This is a genomic window from Exiguobacterium artemiae, assembly GCF_033342815.1.
GTDB classification, from domain to species: Bacteria; Bacillota; Bacilli; order Exiguobacteriales; family Exiguobacteriaceae; genus Exiguobacterium_A; species Exiguobacterium_A artemiae_A.
The window spans coordinates 318,850-339,450 of the sequence record NZ_JAWPEN010000002.1 but is presented as its reverse complement, the minus strand read 5'-3'; the positions used below and the strand labels follow the sequence as shown (position 1 = coordinate 339,450).

General features: G+C 48.0%; 15 protein-coding genes, 1 rRNA gene and 4 riboswitches. All 16 genes read right to left on the bottom strand.

Annotation, left to right across the window (positions count from 1 at the left end):
* A 16S ribosomal RNA gene (locus tag R7V76_RS04250) occupies window positions 1-351 on the bottom strand; the annotation flags it as partial.
* A 448-nt stretch (window positions 352-799) separates the two neighbouring features.
* A complete protein-coding gene (gene tnpB / locus R7V76_RS04245; protein WP_318091400.1) occupies window positions 800-1,891 on the bottom strand; it encodes an IS200/IS605 family element RNA-guided endonuclease TnpB in 1,092 nt (363 codons plus the stop codon).
* Between the two features lie 142 nt (window positions 1,892-2,033).
* Window positions 2,034-2,945 carry a proline dehydrogenase family protein gene (locus tag R7V76_RS04240; protein WP_318091399.1) on the bottom strand — a complete coding sequence of 304 codons (912 nt, stop codon included), beginning with the start codon at window positions 2,943-2,945 and terminating at the stop codon, window positions 2,034-2,036.
* A gap of 91 nt (window positions 2,946-3,036) precedes the next feature.
* Window positions 3,037-4,341 (bottom strand): NCS2 family permease, encoded by a 1,305-nt coding sequence (locus R7V76_RS04235; RefSeq protein ID WP_026829315.1) that lies wholly within the window; start codon window positions 4,339-4,341, stop codon window positions 3,037-3,039.
* 135 nt (window positions 4,342-4,476) lie between these two features.
* Window positions 4,477-4,578, bottom strand: a riboswitch (purine riboswitch).
* A gap of 121 nt (window positions 4,579-4,699) precedes the next feature.
* Window positions 4,700-5,716: an acyltransferase family protein gene (locus tag R7V76_RS04230; protein WP_318091398.1), complete on the bottom strand. Its 1,017-nt coding sequence runs from the start codon at window positions 5,714-5,716 to the stop codon at window positions 4,700-4,702.
* 176 nt (window positions 5,717-5,892) lie between these two features.
* Window positions 5,893-6,837 carry a YsnF/AvaK domain-containing protein gene (locus R7V76_RS04225; protein WP_318091397.1) on the bottom strand — a complete coding sequence of 315 codons (945 nt, stop codon included), beginning with the start codon at window positions 6,835-6,837 and terminating at the stop codon, window positions 5,893-5,895.
* A 312-nt stretch (window positions 6,838-7,149) separates the two neighbouring features.
* Window positions 7,150-7,689: a hypothetical protein gene (locus R7V76_RS04220; protein ID WP_318091396.1), complete on the bottom strand. Its 540-nt coding sequence runs from the start codon at window positions 7,687-7,689 to the stop codon at window positions 7,150-7,152.
* A 298-nt stretch (window positions 7,690-7,987) separates the two neighbouring features.
* Complete coding sequence (guaA, locus tag R7V76_RS04215; RefSeq protein WP_318091407.1) at window positions 7,988-9,508, bottom strand: glutamine-hydrolyzing GMP synthase; 1,521 nt, start codon at window positions 9,506-9,508, stop codon at window positions 7,988-7,990.
* A gap of 129 nt (window positions 9,509-9,637) precedes the next feature.
* A riboswitch (purine riboswitch) is annotated at window positions 9,638-9,739 on the bottom strand.
* 37 nt (window positions 9,740-9,776) lie between these two features.
* Window positions 9,777-11,849 carry a transglutaminase TgpA family protein gene (locus tag R7V76_RS04210; protein ID WP_318091395.1) on the bottom strand — a complete coding sequence of 691 codons (2,073 nt, stop codon included), beginning with the start codon at window positions 11,847-11,849 and terminating at the stop codon, window positions 9,777-9,779.
* Entirely contained in the window at window positions 11,846-12,928 is a 1,083-nt protein-coding gene (locus tag R7V76_RS04205; RefSeq protein ID WP_318091394.1) for a DUF58 domain-containing protein, read from the bottom strand. The genes R7V76_RS04210 and R7V76_RS04205 overlap by 4 nt, the downstream gene beginning before the upstream one ends.
* Entirely contained in the window at window positions 12,925-13,881 is a 957-nt protein-coding gene (locus tag R7V76_RS04200; RefSeq protein ID WP_318091393.1) for an AAA family ATPase, read from the bottom strand. Before R7V76_RS04200 ends, R7V76_RS04205 begins: the two co-directional genes overlap by 4 nt.
* 365 nt (window positions 13,882-14,246) lie before the next feature.
* Window positions 14,247-15,266 (bottom strand): ABC transporter permease, encoded by a 1,020-nt coding sequence (locus R7V76_RS04195; RefSeq protein ID WP_318091392.1) that lies wholly within the window; start codon window positions 15,264-15,266, stop codon window positions 14,247-14,249.
* Window positions 15,259-16,782: a sugar ABC transporter ATP-binding protein gene (locus R7V76_RS04190; RefSeq protein WP_318091391.1), complete on the bottom strand. Its 1,524-nt coding sequence runs from the start codon at window positions 16,780-16,782 to the stop codon at window positions 15,259-15,261. Before R7V76_RS04190 ends, R7V76_RS04195 begins: the two co-directional genes overlap by 8 nt.
* A complete protein-coding gene (locus R7V76_RS04185) occupies window positions 16,779-17,861 on the bottom strand; it encodes a sugar ABC transporter substrate-binding protein (protein ID WP_318091390.1) in 1,083 nt (360 codons plus the stop codon). The genes R7V76_RS04190 and R7V76_RS04185 overlap by 4 nt, the downstream gene beginning before the upstream one ends.
* A gap of 19 nt (window positions 17,862-17,880) precedes the next feature.
* Window positions 17,881-18,927: an S-methyl-5-thioribose-1-phosphate isomerase gene (gene mtnA, locus R7V76_RS04180; RefSeq protein ID WP_318091389.1), complete on the bottom strand. Its 1,047-nt coding sequence runs from the start codon at window positions 18,925-18,927 to the stop codon at window positions 17,881-17,883.
* A complete protein-coding gene (gene mtnK / locus R7V76_RS04175; RefSeq protein WP_318091388.1) occupies window positions 18,924-20,093 on the bottom strand; it encodes an S-methyl-5-thioribose kinase in 1,170 nt (389 codons plus the stop codon). The genes mtnA and mtnK overlap by 4 nt, the downstream gene beginning before the upstream one ends.
* A gap of 78 nt (window positions 20,094-20,171) precedes the next feature.
* Window positions 20,172-20,274, bottom strand: a riboswitch (SAM riboswitch).
* A 207-nt stretch (window positions 20,275-20,481) separates the two neighbouring features.
* Window positions 20,482-20,583: riboswitch (SAM riboswitch) on the top strand.
* The last annotated feature ends 18 nt before the right edge of the window (window positions 20,584-20,601 follow it).

Sequence of the window (20,601 nt, the reverse complement as noted above, 5' to 3'; positions counted from 1 at the left end):
GCCGTGTCTCAGTCCCAGTGTGGCCGATCACCCTCTCAGGTCGGCTATGCATCGTCGCCTTGGTGGGCCATTACCCCACCAACTAGCTAATGCACCGCAAGGCCATCCCAAGGTGACGCCGGAGCGCCTTTCATCATCAGACCATGCGGTCTGAAGAACTATTCGGTATTAGCTCCGATTTCTCGGAGTTATCCCAATCCTTGGGGCAGGTTCCTTACGTGTTACTCACCCGTCCGCCGCTCATTCCCTTCACTTCCCTCCGAAGAGTTCCGTGAGCTTCCTGCGCTCGACTTGCATGTATTAGGCACGCCGCCAGCGTTCGTCCTGAGCCAGGATCAAACTCTCCATAAAGTGTTTGACTTGCTCGTTGTGTGACCGAAGTCACGTTGACGAAGCTTGCGCTTCATTCATTGTTTGTATCCGAAGATACGTTTTTTGCCTCATCGTTCAGTTTTCAAAGTTCGTCATTTCTTTTGTGCCGCATTAGCGACTTCAATAGATTAACAGGTTCTTATGATTATGTCAACCATGTTTAAGAAAAAGATTTTTCAGCCCCAACAAACCGTTTATAAAAGGCGTCTCGCTGGAACATTTATTAATATACCAACAAAATTCGACAAACACAAGCATTATTTCAAAAAAACTTTACAAAGGATTCAAAAACCCTTTGTAAAGCCTGTGAACTACTCACCACTTATTTGCTTCGCAAATTGAAGTGGGAGCTTCTTGGGAAGACCGTACTTTTACGAGCTACGGTTATTGACCAAGCTCATCGGGTGGTTCCCACCCTGAAGGGGTTTCAGTCTGCTAACAGCAACAAGTTGATACTTGCATTGATATCTCGATCGTGATGCGCACCGCAAGTGCATGTCCACTCTCGCACATCCAACGTCTTCTTCTCGCCTTTCGTTCCACAAGAAGAACAGATTTGCGTTGAGGCGTACCATTGGTCCGCTTTGATCAGTGTTCGTCCGTAGAATGTGCATTTATATGCCAACTGCCGGACGAACTCACACCAACTGACGTCTCCGATCGATTTGGCGATCTTATGGTTCTTCATCATGTTCTTCGACTTCAGTGTCTCGACGACGATGACTTGGTTATCGTCAACCATCCGTTTCGACAGCTTATGAAGAAAATCTTGACGTTGATTTACAATCTTCTCATGCTTCTTGGCGAGGATGATCCTCGCCTTGTCTCGATTCTTACTCCCCTTTTTTTTGCGGGACAAGGCACGTTGTGCCCTCTTGATCTTCTCTTCGGACTTTCGAAGGAAACGAGGATTGGCAACTTTCTCAGAAGTCCACTCGTCGTTTGTCATGATGGCGAAGTGTTCCAGACCAAGGTCAATTCCTACTTTATTCTTAGCGGGAACCCATTGCTCTTCGGATTGATCGACAAGAATGGAGATGAAGAATTTTGAGGTCTTCGTCATCGAGACCGTAGCGGACTTGATCATACCATCGAACGGACGATGTTGCTTCAACTTCACAAAACCGATTTTAGGAAGCTTCACCTTACGATCTTCGATTCGTATGCTCCCCTTCAGATTATTTGTTGTGTAAGAGGCACGGGCGTTGTGCTTCGATTTGAACTTCGGGAACCCGACAGACGGATCTCGAAAAAAGTTGTTATATGCTTTGTTCAAGTCCATCTGAGCGTTCGACAGCGACAGGCTGTCGACTTCTTTGAGGAAAGGGAATTCGGGCTTGTACTTCGCCGGGGTTGGGAGCTTCTGTTTCGCATTAGGGTTCAGTTTCGAATCTTCATACAATCGGATTCTCTCTTCGAGCATCTTATTGTAGACGAAACGGACACACCCGAACGTCTTCACGAAATATTCTTGTTGTGGTTTCGTCGGATAGAGTCGAAACTTGTACGCCTTCAGCAACGCAATCACACCTTTCCTTTTGATTCGTTACACTGATTTTATCAAACAATCTCAGTCTTGAAAAACAGGGTGATTCATCTCCCACCTATGCTGGGCTTCGCCCTGAGACGCTTAGAGGTGGGAGAATTCTCGCTAAATTTAGTTAAAGTCTCAACATACTCATCACGGTAAATCCAATGTTAGCTGGTCGTTCCGCCAACCGTTTCATCAGATACGTATACCAGTCGACGCCATGCGGCACATAGATGACGACACGGTATCCTTCATCTACTAATTCCTTTTGCCGATTCGGCCGCATCCCTTGCAGCATCTGGAACTCGAATTGATCGAATCCAATACCCTGTCGATGCACAAAACGAATGATTTCTTGGATCATGTCTTCGTCATGTGTCGCCACCTGTGTATAACATCCTTGCAACAGGTTGTGTTTGACCAGTTGTAAATACGTCGCGTCCACGGTTTCTTTCCGTTCAATATAAATGTCTTCCGGACCGGTATATGCCCCCTTGACGACACGAACTGTCGACTGCAAGCGTTCAAGATCAAAACGTGTCCGGTATAGGTTGGCTTGCAAGGCAATCCCGACATTTGAGAAACGTCCGCGCAACCGTTCAAAGACTTGAATAATCGTTTCACACACCGCTTCTTCTTCCATATTAACGGTCACACGCATATCGAACAGTTCTGCCGTTTCCAAAATCCGTGTCATCTGCTTCTCCGCGATTTGCGGATTAAGCCGTAATCCGACTGATGTCAGTTTTAAAGAGACTTGCGCATTTAACTTTTCTTCCGCAATGCAGTAGATGACTTTGATGCATTCATCAGCAATCCCGATTGCATCTTGTTCTGTTTCAATGAATTCACCGAGACAATCAACCGTTACCGCCCGTCCGTCTTCATTTAATTCCCGGACCGTTTGAATCGTCTCTTCCGTTTCCTGTCCTCCGACAAAAAAGGTTCCGCCTAACGGTAGACCGATTTTCCGCGCCATTTGAATCAATCCGTTGTGCTCGGCTAAATATTCAAAAACCGGACCTGTCGGGTTTTTCATCATACGAACACCTCCTCTTAATCCCCTTTCCCTCCTGCATAAAAAAAACGCCTTTCTTCTATATAGAAGAAAGACGTCATGAGCAATCAAAAAATTAGTGTAACCAGATGAAGTAAGCCAGGAACCCGAGTGACATGGCATACATGATCGGATGGACTTCTTTCGCGCGTCCTTTCGCAATCATCGTGATCGGATAGAACAGGAATCCGAAGGCAATCCCGGTTGCGATGGAATACGTCAGCGGCATCATGATCACTGTCAAGAAAGCCGGCACTGCATATTCGAACTTCTTCCAATCGATCTGGAGAAGTGATGAAGCCATCAACACACCGACGATGATTAACGCTGGCGCCGTGACCGGTGCTGTGATAATCGCAAGCAACGGTGAGAAGAACAAAGCAAGTCCGAAGAATAATCCTGTCACGATCGCCGTCATACCTGAGCGACCACCTGCTGCAACACCGGCACTTGATTCGATGTAAGAGACTGTCGTTGACGTTCCGAGAATCGAACCGGCAACTGTTGCTGTTGAATCCGCGATCAAGGCACGACCGGCACGCGGGACTTTATTTTCTTTAATTAATCCTGCTTGGTTAGCGACCGCAACGAGTGTTCCTGCTGTATCGAAGAAATCAACGAAGAAGAACGTTAAGATGACGACTGCCATTTGAACCGTAAAGATTTCATTAAAGTGTAAGAACGCTTGACCGAATGTCGGGGCGATACTTGGTGGAGCTGAGACAATTTCACCTAGACTTGACGGTACCGGAATTAAACCGAAGATCATACCAGCGATTGCTGTGATGATCATTCCGAAGAAGATCGCTCCTTTAATGCCGCGTGTCATTAAGATAGCTGAGATGACTAAGCCGAAGACAGCAAGTAATGTTGTCCCCTGACCGAGGTTACCGAGCGAGACGAGTGTCGCTTCGTTGGCGACGACGATGCCACCCGTTTTTAAACCGATGAAAGCAATGAATAAACCGATTCCGGCAGCTACTGCCATTTTAAGAGGTTCAGGAATTGCATTGATGATGGTTTCCCGAATCCCGGACGCTGTTAACACCATGAAAACCAGACCGGATACTAAAACACCGGATAAAGCTGTTTGCCACGGGATACCCATTCCGATAACAACGCTGTAAGCGAAGAACGCGTTTAGTCCCATGCCGGGTGCCAAGGCGATCGGATAATTGGCGAGTAAGCCCATCGTGACCGAACCGATAATCGCAACGAGTGCCGTTGCACCGAAGACCGCTCCGGCGTCCATTCCCGCTTCTGCGAGTGTGTTCGGATTGACGAACAAGATGTAAGCCATCGCGAAGAACGTCGTCATACCGGCGATGAACTCTGTCCGCATATTCGTACCGAGTCCATTAAAGTCGAAGTAACGCGCAATCGCATTCTCCTTTTGTTTGGGTTGTTGCGGTTTCATCTGTGTGCTCATGGTTGCCCTCTTTCCAAATAAGCCGTCTCAAGAAACGAAAAAAACGGCAGTTACCTAAGCGGTAAAAGCCGTTTCTTTAAGCGCACACCGGAAATCAGTGCACGCCGTAGTAGGAACCTTTAAGGTGTTCCTGTAGAGACTTCCGGGCCATATCCCCAGAATTATACGGCATTATTTTTTGTTTTTTTAGTGGATGATTAAGATAAGAACAGACACATCGTAGCACGCTCTAAATCACCGGTCAACCATAAAAGCGAAATTTAGTCGTTCAAATAAACCGAACGTTCGGTTTTGGAAGCGTTTTTTTCGATCAACTGACTTTTCCCACGTTTTTCTGATTATGCTTGTCACTCTTGAAAATAAGCCGTGATAACTGAAACCGAAGCGGGACTCTCCCTAAGACCACTACGAGCATGAGTGCCAAAAACGGCAGTAACAGTACTCTCTCTACGGTAAGCTCATTAAAATATGCAGCGGCAACAAATCCTTTGACGATGAATCCATGAAGAATATAAATGGTCAACGTCTTTGTTCCAAGACGAGAAAATAAGGACAGTTTTTGCGGCATTAGTGTAAAGAACGCTACAATCATGAGGCACTGCACCAGATACAGAACAAGTCGTACGATTAGTCCTGTATCGGTTAATCCAATCTTGGAATATGAATTCGCTCCACTCAGCAAACCAAATTGAAAAAGATTCGGCCAAATCCACATCATCAGCGCAACGATCATCATGACACTTACAGCTATTTTACGATTCGGGAATGCTTGATAGATCGTCCAACCTTGACTCTTGAAATAATAACCGAGCACAAAAAACGGAAAGAACACCAAAATCCGTGACAAACTGAACATCCAGCCGATCTGTTCGACGTAACCGGCAACTAAAGCAATCAGAACACTGATGACCACGATGTGCCCAACCCCGAGTTTAATGAATTGCGCCAACTGAAGAACTGCCGGCAGCATTAAACTCCAAGCGAACATCGCAAACAAATACCAATAAATATAAGCCGGTTGGAAGGTTAAAAACTGATATTGATCCATTCCGATTCCTTTCATGACCGCCACAAATACGAGTTGAATGAGTACGAACAGCACAAGGTAATCCAAAAAAAGTTTTAGTCCGGTTCTGACGGTTAATGCTGCCTTTGCAAAATAACCGGAAATGAAGATGAAAGCCGGCATATGAAAAACGTAGATAAAATTAAACACACCTTCTAACATTCGGCTTTTCACAATAAAAGGTTCAATCAAGTGACCCAGAACCACCAAAAAAATCAAAGCTAATTTGGCGTGATCATAAACCGGATTTCGTCCGTTCATCGTCCTCTTCCAACTCCTTTTCTCATCTGTTAATCTTCAGGTTCTTTTTTACGTTACTAAAATCTACACTTAAACACACGTTTTTTTGAAGAAAAGAAATGAAAACGTGACATATCGTATCTCATCAAAAAAAGAGAGTGGCTGATGAGCCACTCTCTTAACAATTAATTATAGAATTATCTTCTATCTTCTTGATCAAGTCCGTTGTTTCGATCAAGATTGTTGTCTCGTTCAAGATTGTTTGTCGTATTCGTACCATCATCGATGTCTGCCTCTTCATGACGTACCGTTTCCGAGACGGTTTTAGTATCTTGAACTTTCCGTTTCCCGACGACAATTTCTTCAGAAACAACATCTTGTTTTGAAACGACAACGCGTTCTTCAGAAAGCGGGACATGAATCGAGTCATTTTCATCTACAAACGCATCTGTTCTTGTTTCACTTTCATTGACAGGACGACGTTCTACATACACTTCTTCACGCTCAACCGGGACTTCAATGGATTGTTGTTCTTCGACTACACGTTTGCTGACATTTACTTCTCCGGTCTGTACTCTTTCTTTATCAACATTCAAACGTTCCTCATGCAGGCGAATCCGTTCTTCCTCTGTCCCGACATCTGATGCAGTAGCAGATGTCCGATCCATTTCTGAAGAATTATTGTAATCCTGATTCTGATCCACTTCTGAACTCGTACCGTATTTTTGATTCTCGTTCACATCTGAAGCAATGCCGTACCCTTGACCATAACTCTGATTATGTTTTTCGTAAGAATCCCCATAATCACTGTCTACATACAATACTAATTTGCCGTTTTGCACTTGACGACGATACTCTTCTGATTCAGTACGATCCAGTCCCATACCACTGAATGCTTCCGTAGAAGAATCCTCAGAGAAGGCGGCCATAAATTTCCCCATGAACCCTTGATGCTGCTCTTCACCCGTAGTATCCACATGGACGTCTGTCTGGTCTTTTAACATAGAAAACGAATCTTTATCTTGTGCGACGACATACATATCGCTTTCATTGTAACCCTGTGCCTTTAATTCATTCACTTTACTTAACACTTCCGCTTGGGTATTAAACACGTCGATAAATGTATTTTCTTTTCTACTCATGACCTTCTCCTCCTTTGGGATAAACAGTGTTTAAAATTTAATATTAAAATTAAATATCAAACGCTTACAAATAATTTTAAATGCCAACATTTTGAATTTCCCCTACTTCTTTTTTAATTAAACATTTTTTTTGCATGTTTTAACGAAAAGAAAGTCCGCGCTTGTTTAGCGACAGACTTTCTTCTGGCATTCCATGTTTTTCATTAATCAACAAAAAACTAATATTTCGCTTCAACCCTTTATACTCCTCCACATTTTTTATACATTAGATTTCATGTAAAAAAAGTGAGTCTTAAAAAACCACCTGGAATGTTAGCTAAATACACTTTTAAAGTACTCAGACAGTAGGCCTTCTCCTCTAAATCGATCTTCTAAAACAGGTTTTAACCGCTTTAATTCATTCTTACGTGTTCGACGTGTTCGGTAAGTATTCGTGAAAGATCCTAAGTAAGAATATTTATATACAGGTTCCTCCGGATGCAATTCATAAGCACGTTTTAACATGGAAACCCCTTTTTCTTCCCACTGTTCATAGTCGCCAAAGTATTCGGGAAACATGGAAATCATATAACCAAAACACCAGAGAAAATCTTCCTCTGTCATAAAATGAACCAAACCGAAAGTTGTCACTTCAATCAATATAGACTCTAATTCACCTGTGTCTATATCTGCATCTGTAATTCCCAGCGGTCCTTGTTCGACTACGACATACCAACAAAAAAAGCCAAGTCGTACAGTCGTTTTTAAGTCCGTCGGATTTTGTTGCCATGCTTTTACAAGATATTCTTTTGTTTCATTCCAATTCTCTTGATGCTCTAATCGATCAACTTCAAGCCATGCCCAATCAATCATAATGGTTCGCCACCTATCCCATTTCATTACTCCCTTCATATTGTATCAAACGCCCGATCCACATCTCGAAGTGTCTTATTTTTCTCTTTAGAATTTATTGATTCAGTTTGACGTCACTCAACAGTTTCTTGATTTTGTTCATGAAAAAAGCCCCCTTTCATTCACAATCTGTGAACAAAAGAGAGCTTCGTTTTGAAATACAATTGTTGAAGGTGAAACGGACTTCCTTTTACCTGTCCCCTTTAAAAAATTGGTACGACAGGTTTCATGAAACGAATTCCCTCATCAAGTCTAATTCTTATTCCCACTCGATCGTTGAAGGTGGTTTCGACGTCACATCGTACAGGACGCGGTTGACGTTCTGAACTTCATTGACGATCCGGACGGAAATCTTCTCGAGCACGTCCCACGGGATGCGTGCCCAGTCCGATGTCATCCCGTCGATTGATGTAACGGCACGGATTCCGACGGCATAGTCGTATGTCCGCTCGTCACCCATGACACCAACTGAACGAAGCGGCGGCAAGACTGTGAAGTACTGCCAGATCTCGCGTTCAAGACCGGCTTTTTTGATTTCATCACGGAGGATGAAATCGGATTCGCGGACGATTTCAAGTTTCTCGTCTGTGATTTCACCGAGGACACGGATGCCGAGACCCGGTCCCGGGAACGGTTGACGCCAGACGATTTCGTCCGACAAACCGAGTTCTTTTCCGAGTTCGCGGACTTCGTCCTTGAACAGCGTGTTGATCGGTTCGATTAACTTGAACTGCATGTCTTCCGGCAATCCACCGACGTTATGGTGTGACTTGATTGTTTGCGCTGTATCCGTTCCGCTTTCGATGATGTCCGTATAAAGCGTTCCTTGAGCGAGGAAGTCCATATCCGTCAGTTTCGACGCTTCTTCATCGAAGACGTAGACGAATTCATTCCCGATGATTTTACGTTTTTCTTCCGGATCCGAGATGCCTTTTAACTTGTTCAGGAAACGATCCTGTGCGTCGATCTTGATGACGTTCATGTGGAAGTGATCCGCAAATGTCTTCATGACACTTTCGGCTTCCCCTTTACGCAAGAGACCGTGGTCAACGAACATACATGTCAACTGGTCACCGATTGCTGCGTGAATGAGTGCTGCGACAACAGATGAATCCACGCCGCCTGAAAGGGCGCAGAGGACTTTTTTGTCGCCGACTTCTTCTTTAATTTTTGCGATTTCGATTTCGATGAAGTTTTCCATCGACCAGTCGCCCGTACACTGACAGACTTCGAAGAGGAAGTTCTTCAGGAGTTCTTTCCCGAACATCGTGTGGTTGACTTCCGGGTGGTACTGGACGCCGTACATCTTCAGCTCTTCGTTTTTGATTGAAGCAATTGGACACGAGACGTTTGTTCCATCGACGACAAATCCGTTTGGTACCGACGTGACGAGGTCACTGTGGCTCATCCAAACCGTTTGTTCGAGTGGGAGGTTCGCATACATCGGTGATGGATCGTTGAGTGTCAACGTTGCTTTCCCGTACTCACGGTGTCCGGCACGTTCGACCGTTCCACCAAAGTGTTGCGACATCAATTGCATACCATAACAGATTCCGAAAATCGGAATGCCGAGGTCAAAGATTTCAGGATCACAGCGGTACGCGTCTTCCGCGTAAACACTGCGTGGTCCACCGGAGAAGATGATACCGGCCGGTGCGATGTCTTTTACTTCTGCTGCAGTGATCTTATGCGAATGCAGTTCACTGTATACTCCGAGATCACGGATGCGGCGTGTGATCAATTGATTGTACTGACCTCCAAAGTCGAGGACGAGGATCATTTCTTGGTCCAAATGTGCTTCCAAATCTATTCCCGCCTTTCCAATTTCATGCGTACCCTAATGAAAAAAGCCCGCTCTTCACCCATAAGAAAAATGGAAAAAGAGCAGGCCGCTTCACAAAAAGTGTATACGAAGGGTCTGCTCCTTCATAGTCAGGTCGTTTAAGGTGACCCGGTAGAGACTCTCACGCCATATTCGCGAGTATATACAAAGGAGATGCATGTATGATTTACGTTGTTCCCATTGTAACTGTATCAATTCAAAAATATCAACCCTCTATCCGTCGAATGATATTTTCGAAATATTCACGTTTTTTATCAGCGGATAAGGATTCGCCGCCGTAAACCATCCGTTCATAGGCATCCGTCAACGGACGCATCGCATACGTTTCGTAATAGCCGTCGACCTCTTGCGCCAGTTCTGTCAAGGTCCGGCCATCTTTATAGTGGAACCCTTGTTTATCGAGCCGGCGTAACAGGAAGCGGTACATCCGCTTGAATCCTTCCGGTCGACTAACTTGATTGCGGAATAATAAAATCGCTGCCGTCCGGATTAACGGTTTCCGGAACAGATAGAGGAAGACCAGTCCGACGATGGCAATGACAACCGGCCAAATCGGGAACGACTGTTGCTCGGTTTGCGCTGCTGTTGTCGTCTGTTCTTCATCGAGCAGATTTTCCTGCGGACGGTTCGGTGTGGCCGTTTCGGTATCCGTCTCCGTATCCCGCTGCGGATTGGCCTGTTCGGTTTCATTGTTCGTTTCCTGATCGATTGTATATTGTCCGGCTCCGTCAAAACTGACGGTCGGCTCAAGCGGAACCCAACCCGGACCTTCGATATAGACTTCGACCCAGGAATGGGCATTTTTATTGCGGACCGTATAACTCGTCACGGCTGCCCCGATGACGTCCGATTCGCCGCCCGTAAATCCTTTTACCCAGCGGGCCGGCAGACCGGCGGCACGAAGCAGGACGGTCGCTGATGTCGAGAAATTGTCACAGTAGCCGAGTTTCGTCTCGAATAAAAATTGATCGACATAATCCTGATTTTCTTTCGGGACGGCAACTTCTTCCGTATTGTATTCGAAGTTTTCCTGTTCGAAATAATTTTCGATTGCCTTCGCTTTATCCCACGGACTGTCTTCATCCGCGACAATCTCTGTCGCGAGATCGCGGACGCGGTTCGGCAACGTATCCGGTAACTGTAAATACCGGTCCTGCTCCATTTCGGATAACGTAATCGGCTCATCCGTCTGAAGCAATTCCTCGGTAAATAACGGATAGGTGTATTGAATCTGATAATTTTGCTGACGTTCCGCGTCATCCAGGTACGAGACCTTTTGATTTTCCGGATCGATCAACAGATTTTGGCGTTGTTTATCCACAGTCAACCGGACATTATCCCCGTTATACGGGACAAACGGTAACTCCCGTGACAGCTCAAACGTCGCCTGTTCCTCCCGTGTCTTGACCTCGTCTCCAAAATGCGAGAAGAATCCCCGCGCATCGATTTCCGGTTCCGATTTCGACAGCACCCAGCCTTTGCCGGTATAGATGTCTTTTGTCTCGACACGCCAGTAGCGGCTGCCTTCACTTTCGACCTGAAAAACTTCCCGGTCGTCCATTTGGAACGGACCGCCGAGCTGCTCGTCGTTGTTGCCGTATCCTACTTTTTGAATCTGGCTCGACGAAGTACCCTCACTCTCAAAACCGTCAGTCCAGTCGTACCAGCTGTCTTGCCATGTCGCCGTGATGACGGGACTTTGAACTGCGGCAACCACCGTCGCTCCGATGATCAGCAAGGCGCTGAACGGACGGACATACGATGCCATCGGCCGTTCACTGACTTCTGTTGCATATAACAAAAACAGAGCCAGCACAATTGGATAGATGATGAACTGTTCGCCGGAGTAATCCGTCCACGTGTCGCAATAGGCAATGAAACCGATGACGCCAAGCGCCAGTCCGAAGACGAATCCGCGGTTTGGAAACGTCCGCCGCGCCAGATAGCCGATCAAGAAACTGATCAGTCCAATCGAGAATGCAAATGCCGGACGTCCCGGTAACTCCCCGTTGATGACACGGTTGATGTCGCCGGCAATTTCACGGAACAGGTTCCACGGTGCTTCGCCGGGAATCAAAATCAAATAGAAAGAAACGAGCAAGGCCAGTAAACTGCCGAGTAAAAACCAGCTGCGCCGGACATGCGACAGCAAAAGTGGTGTCAGCAGAAGCGGCAGAAACGGAATGACACTCTCAAACGTCGTCAACTCAAGCAGCGGCGGCATGAAACTCGCAAACAGCAGTCCGGCGAGCAGGTTCCAAATCAGTCGTCGCATCATCCGCTCGTCCTCCTCTCTGGTGTATAGACATGAACGCTTGCTTCCTGCCGGATTTTTGAAATCCACATTTCATTGTTGGATTCAAGGTCCGGTGTGATAAACAGGACATTTCCGCTCAGTCGTAACGCTTTTGAAGAGTATTCCCAGGATTCAATGAACGACCGGGTCCGGCTCGGTTGCGCCGTCATCAGATAATGCGTCAGTTTTGCGCCTTCAAGCGGCAACGATAACGACTGCACACCATGTCCGACGAGGTGAATCCGGTAATTCAGATGACGTTTATTCAATTGATCCGTTGCGGCAGCCAGCATGGAAATACTTTTTTCGAAGTTTTCATCGCTGACGGTTCCTTCGTCAAAGACAATCGTCGTCTCGCGTTCCTGTTCCCGCTCAAACGTTTTCGTCATCAAGCCTTGCCGTTTCGCGGTTGATTTCCAGTCAATCTGATTCATCCGGTCTCCGCTGACGTACTCACGGACACCGACGACCGTAAAGGAAGATTGCCGGAGATCCAGGGAAACGGGCGAAATCCCGCCGTCGCCGCGATCGTCCTCATGCGGCAGTTGAACCGCTAACCGGGCCGGTTCGACGGCCAGATACGTTTCGACCGGGTAGAGTTTTTTCCGCATGAACAAGCCAAACGGATCACGGATTTCGAGCACACAGCCTGGAATTTGATACAGTCCCCGACGGATGGAAGGAATCAGGTAATCGATGTGCTCGACTTTCCGGTAATGTGCCCGGAGCGGATGCCGGATATCAAGCGGTTCTTCACTGAGTGTGTCCGGAACAGCTTCCGTGACGTCGACGGCACCGATGAGAAACGGATATTTCCGCCGGACTCGAAGTGAAACCGGAAGATCGGTTCCGGCAATCAACATCTTATTTGAAACTTCCCGCGTCGCGATCGCTTGTGTGACCGGCCAGATCAAAAACAGCGTCCAGTAAACGGTTAACCCTGCCATGATATAAACCAACAGTGAAGCGACGTTTCCGCCGTCAATCCGGGCATAGATCCACAGAGCTGCGACTGTAATCAGCAAGACGGCGTAACGCCAACCGATTTGCCATTTTGTCATAAGGACTCCACGTCTTGCTGGATCGGCACGGCGACTTCTTTTTTCACTTGTTCGAGAATTCGTTCTGCCGTCTGTCCGTGATAGCGGGCATCCGCCGTTAAGATCAAACGGTGCGAGAGTACCGGTGTCAGCAGTTCCTTGACGTCATCCGGTAAGACGAAAGACCGCCCTTCCATATACGCCCACGCTTGTGCCACTTTCATCAGGGCAATCGAAGATCGTGGACTGGCTCCGAGATAAAGCGAGGCATGGGTCCGGGTCGCCTGAACCAAATGAACGATATATTTTTTGACCGGTTGCGAGACATGCACAGCCTTAACTTCTTCTTTCATCCGTAACAATTCGTCGCGTGTGATGACGGACTCCAGTGTCTCGATCGGTTCGTCCCGCTCGAACCGTGTCAGCAGCTTCATCTCCTGTTGAAAATCGGGATACCCCATCTTGACCTTAATTAAAAACCGGTCGAGTTGGGCTTCCGGAAGCGGATAGGTCCCCTCGTGTTCAATCGGATTTTGTGTCGCCATGACAAAAAAGGGATTAGGAAGCGTGTGAATTTCTCCATCCACCGTGACGTTCGCTTCCGCCATCCCTTCGAGTAAGGCTGATTGTGTTTTCGGTGAGGTCCGGTTGATTTCATCTGCCAGGACAATGTTTCCCATCAAAGGACCCGGGCGGTACTCAAATTGACTCGTCTTTTGGTTGTACATCGAAACCCCCGTCAAATCGGACGGCAGCAGATCAGGTGTGAATTGGACACGCTTAAATGTCAAACCGATCGAACGGCTAAATGCACGAACGAGCATCGTTTTCCCGACACCCGGTACGTCTTCCAGTAAGACGTGACCTCCGGCAAGTAACGCGGCTAAAGATTGTGTAATGACATTCTCTTTTCCGATAATGACTTTTTCTACGTTGTCGATGATCGCTTGAATCTCCTTCGTATATGTTCGCATTGTCTGGCCCCTTGCTGTTTAGTAGTTGAATTTTCTGACTTTTTATATCATCTCATATTTTTCGATGCTTTTAAAGGCGTGGGGGTAGCCGAATACGCACAAAAGGGGGCGCCGCTGTTCGCGACTCCCCCTTCCTGCTTTCAGGAACGATCACATATCGTAAACCGTTCTTGAGCCGTGCAATCTGCACGTAAAACACGAATCACTTCGTGTCTATTGTCATGTTGCGTCCGTCAAGTCCGGTGATCCTCTTCTTCTCGAAGCGACATGCGATCGTTCCCTATACATTGATAATCATTCATGTGCATCACCATCCTTTCATATACTGAATATTACCGATTCTATTAGAACTTAAACCACTTTTTTTAATTTTTTTTGAAACGGTAATAGGTTGAAGCCAAAGCAATCGCCAGGACAGCACCTTTGATGATGTTCAGGGAATAATACGGTACCGATAACATGACGAGTCCATTCTCGAGAATTCCGACGAGACAGGCACCGACGAGTGTGCCGAGCGCATTCGGTTTACCTTGGCCGGCAAACGAGGAACCGATGAAAGCTGCTGCGACAGCCGGCATCAAATAACCCGATCCGGCGTTAATTTGGGAAGAACCGACTTGTGATGCCAGTAAAATACCGCCGACAGCCGCCAGTAATCCGGCAATCAGATACGCGACTGCGCGGTACCGGTTCACCCGGATTCCCGTCAGATGCGCTGCTTCCGGATTTCCACCGATGATATACAAAAAACGTCCGTGCCGTGTGTGGTTCAAAAAGACATGTGTCACCGCTACGACGACAAGCATGATCAGGATGATCCAAGGCGCCTGACTGATTTTTAAGAACGATTCCGGGATCAGTCCGACCGTTGGTGTCCCGTCAAGACGCGGCATCCCGGCACTGATCGAGCCGCCGCCGGTATACGTCATCGCGACGCCTTCAAAAATGAACATCGTCGCAAGCGTTGCGAACAAATCCGGAATCTTGAACTTCACGATTAACAGAATGTTGACGAGTGCGACCGCCAAGGCAATCAAAAGAGCCAGACCAATCGATACGCCGAGCGGCAGACTGTACCAAACAAAAAACGAGACGACTAGCGAACTGGCAAACGTCGCGGTCGAACCGACGGATAAGTCAAACCCGTTGACTGTCAACGAAACCGTCAAGCCGATGGCGATGATCGTCACAATTGAAATGCTTCGTAAAATATTGACCAGATTCGTCCCCTGTAAAAAGTTCGGTGCCGTCATGGAAAAAAACAGGATCAGTGCAAGAATCGCGAGGACGATGCCCCAGTCATTCAAGAAACGCAGCACCGGTTTTCCCGCTGCTGTTCGCGGCGCTTCCGGCTGTGCAGCCGGTTCGTGCAATATATCATTCATGTCGTTGTCCTCCTGTTGCATACCACAATAGTTGTTCTTCGGTCGTTTCCGCAGTGGTCGTCTCAAATACAATCTGTCCGTCATACATGACATAAATCCGATCGGTCACTGCCAGCAGTTCATCCAGTTCACTCGATGCATAGATGACGGCTTTCTGTTCTGCCGCCAGCTGATCAATCACTTGGAAAATTTCCGCTTTCGCCCCGACATCGACCCCTTTTGTCGGCTCATCCAATACGAGGACGGAAGCATCTGCCAGCAACCATTTCCCGATGGCAACTTTTTGCTGGTTACCGCCGGACAACTCAGCGGCACGTTGCCGGGTATCACTGACTTTAATCGACAGTTGCTGTACGATCCGGTTTGCCGCTGCCCGTTCTTTTGTCTTCTCTACAAACCCGAATCGGTTGACGAATTGTTTGAGGCTGGCCGCCGTCATATTTTGTTCAATCGGATCCGCGACCAAAATCCCTTCTTTCCGTCGTTCTTCCGGCACGAGTCCGATGCCCAGCCGGACCGCATCATACGCCGAACGGATACGCCGTGTTTCTCCCGCAAGACGGATTGATCCCGAAGTGACCGGAATCGATCCGAAAATCGTTTTACACAGTTCTGTTTTTCCGGCACCGACCAATCCGGCAATCCCGATTACTTCTCCGGCACGGACCGTTAACGAGATCTCGTCCAGTTGTCCCGTGACCGTGACCCGATCGAGCTCAAGTGAGGGGGCACCAGCTGGACGTGCCTCGCGGCTGCTTTTTTGCAAACGTCGGCCTAGCATCTGTTCGACGACCGTTTCTTTCGTTTGTCCGGCAAGAAGTTGCCGCGCTACCAGCCTGCCGTCGCGCATGACGGAAATCGATTCACAAATCTCAAACAACTCCTGCAGACGGTGGGAAATGAAGATGACCCCCAGTTGTTCCTTCTCCGCCAACTCGCGAATGATCCGAAACAGTTGTTCCGTTTCCCGGCCGCTGAGTGGAGCGGTCGGTTCGTCCAAAATCAAAAACCGGCTTTCCTGCACGAGGGCACGGGCAATCAGGACGAGTTGTTTCTCGGCTAACCGTAACTCACTGACCCGTTGGCGGACATCAATCGATGCTTTCAATTTTTGTAAAGCACGCTCGGCGATTTCTTCATACCGCCGGCGTCGGATGACTCCTTTCAACTGTCCGCTCGCCAGCATGTCGAGACAGATGTTTTCGGCGACGGTCAAATAATCGACCAGTGCCGTATCGACTTCCTGATAGACGATTTCAATCCCAGCCTGTTTCGCGGCACTTGGTGAATCAATTGCAAGCGGTACACCGTCGAACAAAATCGTTCCGTCGTACGACGCATAGGCGCCGGCCAAGACTTTCATCAGCGTTGATTTACCGGCTCCGTTCGCTCCGACAAGCGCGTGGATTTCCCCGCGTTTTACGGAAAAGTGAACGTCATCTAGCGCCTTGACACCGGGGAATTCCATTGAAATCCCCCGCATTTCCAATCGTTGTTCGTTCACCGGAGGCGTCATTTCCCGTCATTCGCTTTCCGTAACTGATCCATCCACGGTTCATTGAATTTTTCGGATGTACTCCAGCCTTTGATGATCGTATCGAGATTGTACATCGTCGTATCCGCCTTGAGTGCTTTTTGTTCGACCAGTTTGGCATCGAGATCAAAACTGTCCGGTGTTTTTTCGCCGGCCAGCTTTTTCGCAAGCAGGCGCATATCCGTCTGTCCGATCAAATGCGGATCAACGGCACTCGTCGAGACCCAGTTACTTCCCTTCTCACGCATCAGATTGATGTCCTGGTTCGAAACATCGATCGAAATGAGCGGAATTTCCTGACGCTTGTTGTCTTTTAAAGACTTATAAGCTCCTTTGGCGACTTCATCCCAGGCGCCCCAGACGGCATCGATGCTTCCTTTCGGATACTTGGCGAGAACCGCATTCATTTTGGTCGCGATATCGCCCTGGACATCCTGGAAGTTTGTCGGTCCGACCGTTTCGAGCGTCTTGATTTTGCCGTCGGCTTCATACGTCTTGTAGATTTCCTGACGGCGGTCAAGCGGGGCAAAGCCCGGACCAAACCAGAGTTTGATGACACGGACCGGCTTATCGTCCTTCACTTTCGTCACTTCATCGAGCGAAAGTTGCGCCAGTTTATGATCATCCTGGAACGTTTCCGTGATGCCTTTTAACGTCTGGTCCTTTTTCTTCGTCACCGTATCGAACGTCACGACCTTAATCCCCTTATCGATTGCCAGTTTGATCATGTCGTAGGCATAATCCTCTTTTCCGTGCGAGATGATCAGTCCGTCATAGTCCTGTTGGACAGCTTGGGCGACCAGTTCCTTGAACTTGACGTCATTGCCTTCCGAAATGAACGTGTTGACTTGAAAACCAAGTGCTTCCCCTTCCGAACGGGCCCCGTCCAAAAACTGTTTCGTATGGTCGTCGGACGCCAGATTCCGGATGACGGCAATTTTAACGCCTCCCTGAACGCCTTCCGGTACACCGCTGATTTTTTTCGCCGGTGTTGCTTCACTATTCGCGCAAGCAGCCAGTAAGACCGCTGGTGCCAGTACAGCCAATGCTAATTTTTTCATCTCGATCTCCCCTGTCTGTTTAGCTTGTTTGTTGTCCAATCATGTGTTCAATCGTTTCTACGGAAGGATGTTCGATGACTCCGAGTTCCGTAATGATCGCCGTGATCAATTCATGCGGTGTCACATCAAATGCCGGATTAAAGACTGTTACGCCGGCCGGTGCCGTCGCTTTTCCGGCAAGTTGTGTCACTTCACGGGCGTCGCGTTCTTCAATCTCGATCTCGTCTCCTGACAGACTTGTAAAGTCAAACGTCGAGAGCGGTGCGGCAACGTAAAATGGAATGCCAAATGCACGGGCCAGTAAAGCCAGCTGAAACGTTCCGATTTTGTTTGCTGTATCGCCGTTCCGAGTAATCCGGTCTGCTCCGACGATGATTGCCGTGATGTTTTTTTCTTTGATCGTATGGGCGACCATATTGTCGGTAATCAAGGTCACGTCAATTCCGGCCCGTTGCAATTCCCACGTCGTCAGGCGTGCTCCCTGAAGCAGCGGCCGCGTTTCCGAAGCATATACCGCGAGCGGAATCCCCTGTTCTTTCGCAAGATAAAACGGAGCGAGCGCCGTTCCGTAAGCTGCCGTCGCAATGGATCCGGCATTACAAATCGTCAGTACCCGGTCACCGGACTCGAACAATTCCAGTGCATGAACCCCGATTTGACGGGATGTTTTGGCATCCGTCTGATAAAGTTCCAGTGCCTTTTGTTCGAGACGTACCGGCAGTTCGGCAAGCGTCGTAGCCGAAACGATCAGCTGATTCAGCTCATCGAGGACATTTCGCAGATTGACGGCCGTCGGACGGGTCGCGAGTAATTGTGCCGACACCGTCAACAGCTCCTGTTTTGTTTCAGCCAGCGTCCCTGTCGTCCGAAACGCTTCCTGAACGAGAACGAATCCGCCGAACAGACTGATGGCCGGTGCACCGCGGACCCGCAATTGTTTGATGGCGTCAATCGCCTGCGCCAAGTCATGGATGATTTCATAATGTTCTTCTTCCGGAAGACGGGTCTGATCCAAAATCGTCACCGTCCTGTTTTCATAGATGATGCTCTGAACGAACTGACTCATCGGCTGAGTTCCTCCGTCAAATCGAAATTTCGTAAATCAGTGAACGTCTTGCATTCGGTCCGGCGTTTAATCAAAGCCTTTCCAAGACGAAGGGCATGCCGTTTCCGCTCCAGACGCTCCGTCGTGTCGGTAATCGTCTCAAGGTCTGCGACAGGAGCCAGACCAATCGTCCGTCGAATCAATTCACATCCGGCAAATCCGAGGGCATCCTGTAAAATCGTACCGAGGACATCGTCGACAAGACCGTTCGCCGACCGGAACGGCTCGACCGCTTCGCGTTCCCACAAGGCTTTGAACGTCGATGCAAACGTCAGCCAGAACGTGTCGATGTCTTTAACGCGAGCTTCCCGTAGTTCAGCATAGTTCGGATACGAAGCAAAGCAGAGGTGGGCGATAAATTGCCCGACATCAAAACCAAATGGTCCGTAAAAGGCGAATTCGGGATCGATGACTTTCGTTTCTTCGGCGGAAGCAAAAATACTTCCGGTATGTAGATCACCGTGCAGCAAGGCATCCCCTTTCGTAACGAACAGGGTTTCCAGTTTTGCGACTTCACGCTTCAATTCCGCGTCCTGCCACAACTGTTCGACCTCCGGTTCAAGCCCCGCTTCGACGGCATTCGTTTCCGCATCATAAAACGGATCCGTGAAGATCAGCTTCTCCGTGATGTCACACAGATCCGGGTTGTAGTACTGTCGTGCCACCTGCTTTTTCGCGACCGGCCCCAGTCCGAAATCCGACGTATAAAACAGTGTCCGCGCCAAGTACGAACCGATGTGTTCCGCGAGCAACGGATACTTTTCCCCTTCAAGCAGGCCGCCCCGGACGATTGTCAGATGTGACAAATCTTCCATCACCGTGAACGCTTCTTCTTTGCTCGCATAGTAGACATGCGGGACGAATGGAACGGCGACTTTTGCGAATTCTTTTAAGGCCGATTGTTCAATCCAGGCCCGTTCGAGCGACAGCGGCCAGCTTTCCCCGACGACTTTTGCATAAGGTAACGCCTGCTTTAAAATCAGCCGTTTTTCTCCTGCCTGAATCCGGAAAACGAGATTTAAATTCCCATCTCCAATTTCCTCTGCCGTCACCGGTTCATTGCCGATTAATCCGAGTGTCCGGACCCGTTCAATCGCGTCCTGTACTGTAAATGCTTGATATCCCATTTTGTTTTCCTCCTTGTTGATCACACGAAAAAACGCCTCTTTTCGTCAAAGAAAAGAGGCGCGGCAGAATACTCCGTCCTCTTATCTCTCAGACGAATGTCTGTTGGATGTAGCACCGTGCCGGATGGTCGGTTGCTGCGGCGTCTTCGGGCCAATTCCCTCTGCCAACTCACGATAAGAGTCATATGTAGTTGTCGTGTGATTGATGTTGATTTGAATACTACGTGCGTTCCTGGGGGTCTGTCAATTCCATTTTTTAGTGAAACAGCTTCAAAAACGGAACCGTCTATAGAAGAAGTATTTTCAAAAAAATAAATTTTCAAAATATAGTTTGACAAGTGACGAATCTCATGTAAAAATTGCAATTAGATTTCACAATTTCATCCAATTCTTATCAAGAGCAGACGGAGGGACGAGCCCTACGATGTCGCAGCAACCGACCACTTGGCACGGTGCTAATTCTTGCAGCTATTACGCTGACAGATAAGAGTCCACGCGCAATTTTTCA

Excerpts from the sequence above, each read along its gene's own strand:
- R7V76_RS04240 (WP_318091399.1), bottom strand. The coding sequence starts at position 2,945 with ATGATGAAAAACCCGACAGGTCCGGTTTTTGAATATTTAGCCGAGCAC.
- R7V76_RS04230 (WP_318091398.1), bottom strand. The coding sequence starts at position 5,716 with ATGAACGGACGAAATCCGGTTTATGATCACGCCAAATTAGCTTTGATT.
- R7V76_RS04225 (WP_318091397.1), bottom strand. The coding sequence starts at position 6,837 with ATGAGTAGAAAAGAAAATACATTTATCGACGTGTTTAATACCCAAGCG.
- R7V76_RS04220 (WP_318091396.1), bottom strand. The coding sequence starts at position 7,689 with ATGATTGATTGGGCATGGCTTGAAGTTGATCGATTAGAGCATCAAGAG.
- guaA (WP_318091407.1), bottom strand. The coding sequence starts at position 9,508 with ATGATCCTCGTCCTCGACTTTGGAGGTCAGTACAATCAATTGATCACA.
- R7V76_RS04210 (WP_318091395.1), bottom strand. The coding sequence starts at position 11,849 with ATGATGCGACGACTGATTTGGAACCTGCTCGCCGGACTGCTGTTTGCG.
- R7V76_RS04205 (WP_318091394.1), bottom strand. The coding sequence starts at position 12,928 with ATGACAAAATGGCAAATCGGTTGGCGTTACGCCGTCTTGCTGATTACA.
- R7V76_RS04200 (WP_318091393.1), bottom strand. The coding sequence starts at position 13,881 with ATGCGAACATATACGAAGGAGATTCAAGCGATCATCGACAACGTAGAA.
- R7V76_RS04195 (WP_318091392.1), bottom strand. The coding sequence starts at position 15,266 with ATGAATGATATATTGCACGAACCGGCTGCACAGCCGGAAGCGCCGCGA.
- R7V76_RS04190 (WP_318091391.1), bottom strand. The coding sequence starts at position 16,782 with ATGACGCCTCCGGTGAACGAACAACGATTGGAAATGCGGGGGATTTCA.
- R7V76_RS04185 (WP_318091390.1), bottom strand. The coding sequence starts at position 17,861 with ATGAAAAAATTAGCATTGGCTGTACTGGCACCAGCGGTCTTACTGGCT.
- mtnA (WP_318091389.1), bottom strand. The coding sequence starts at position 18,927 with ATGAGTCAGTTCGTTCAGAGCATCATCTATGAAAACAGGACGGTGACG.
- mtnK (WP_318091388.1), bottom strand. The coding sequence starts at position 20,093 with ATGGGATATCAAGCATTTACAGTACAGGACGCGATTGAACGGGTCCGG.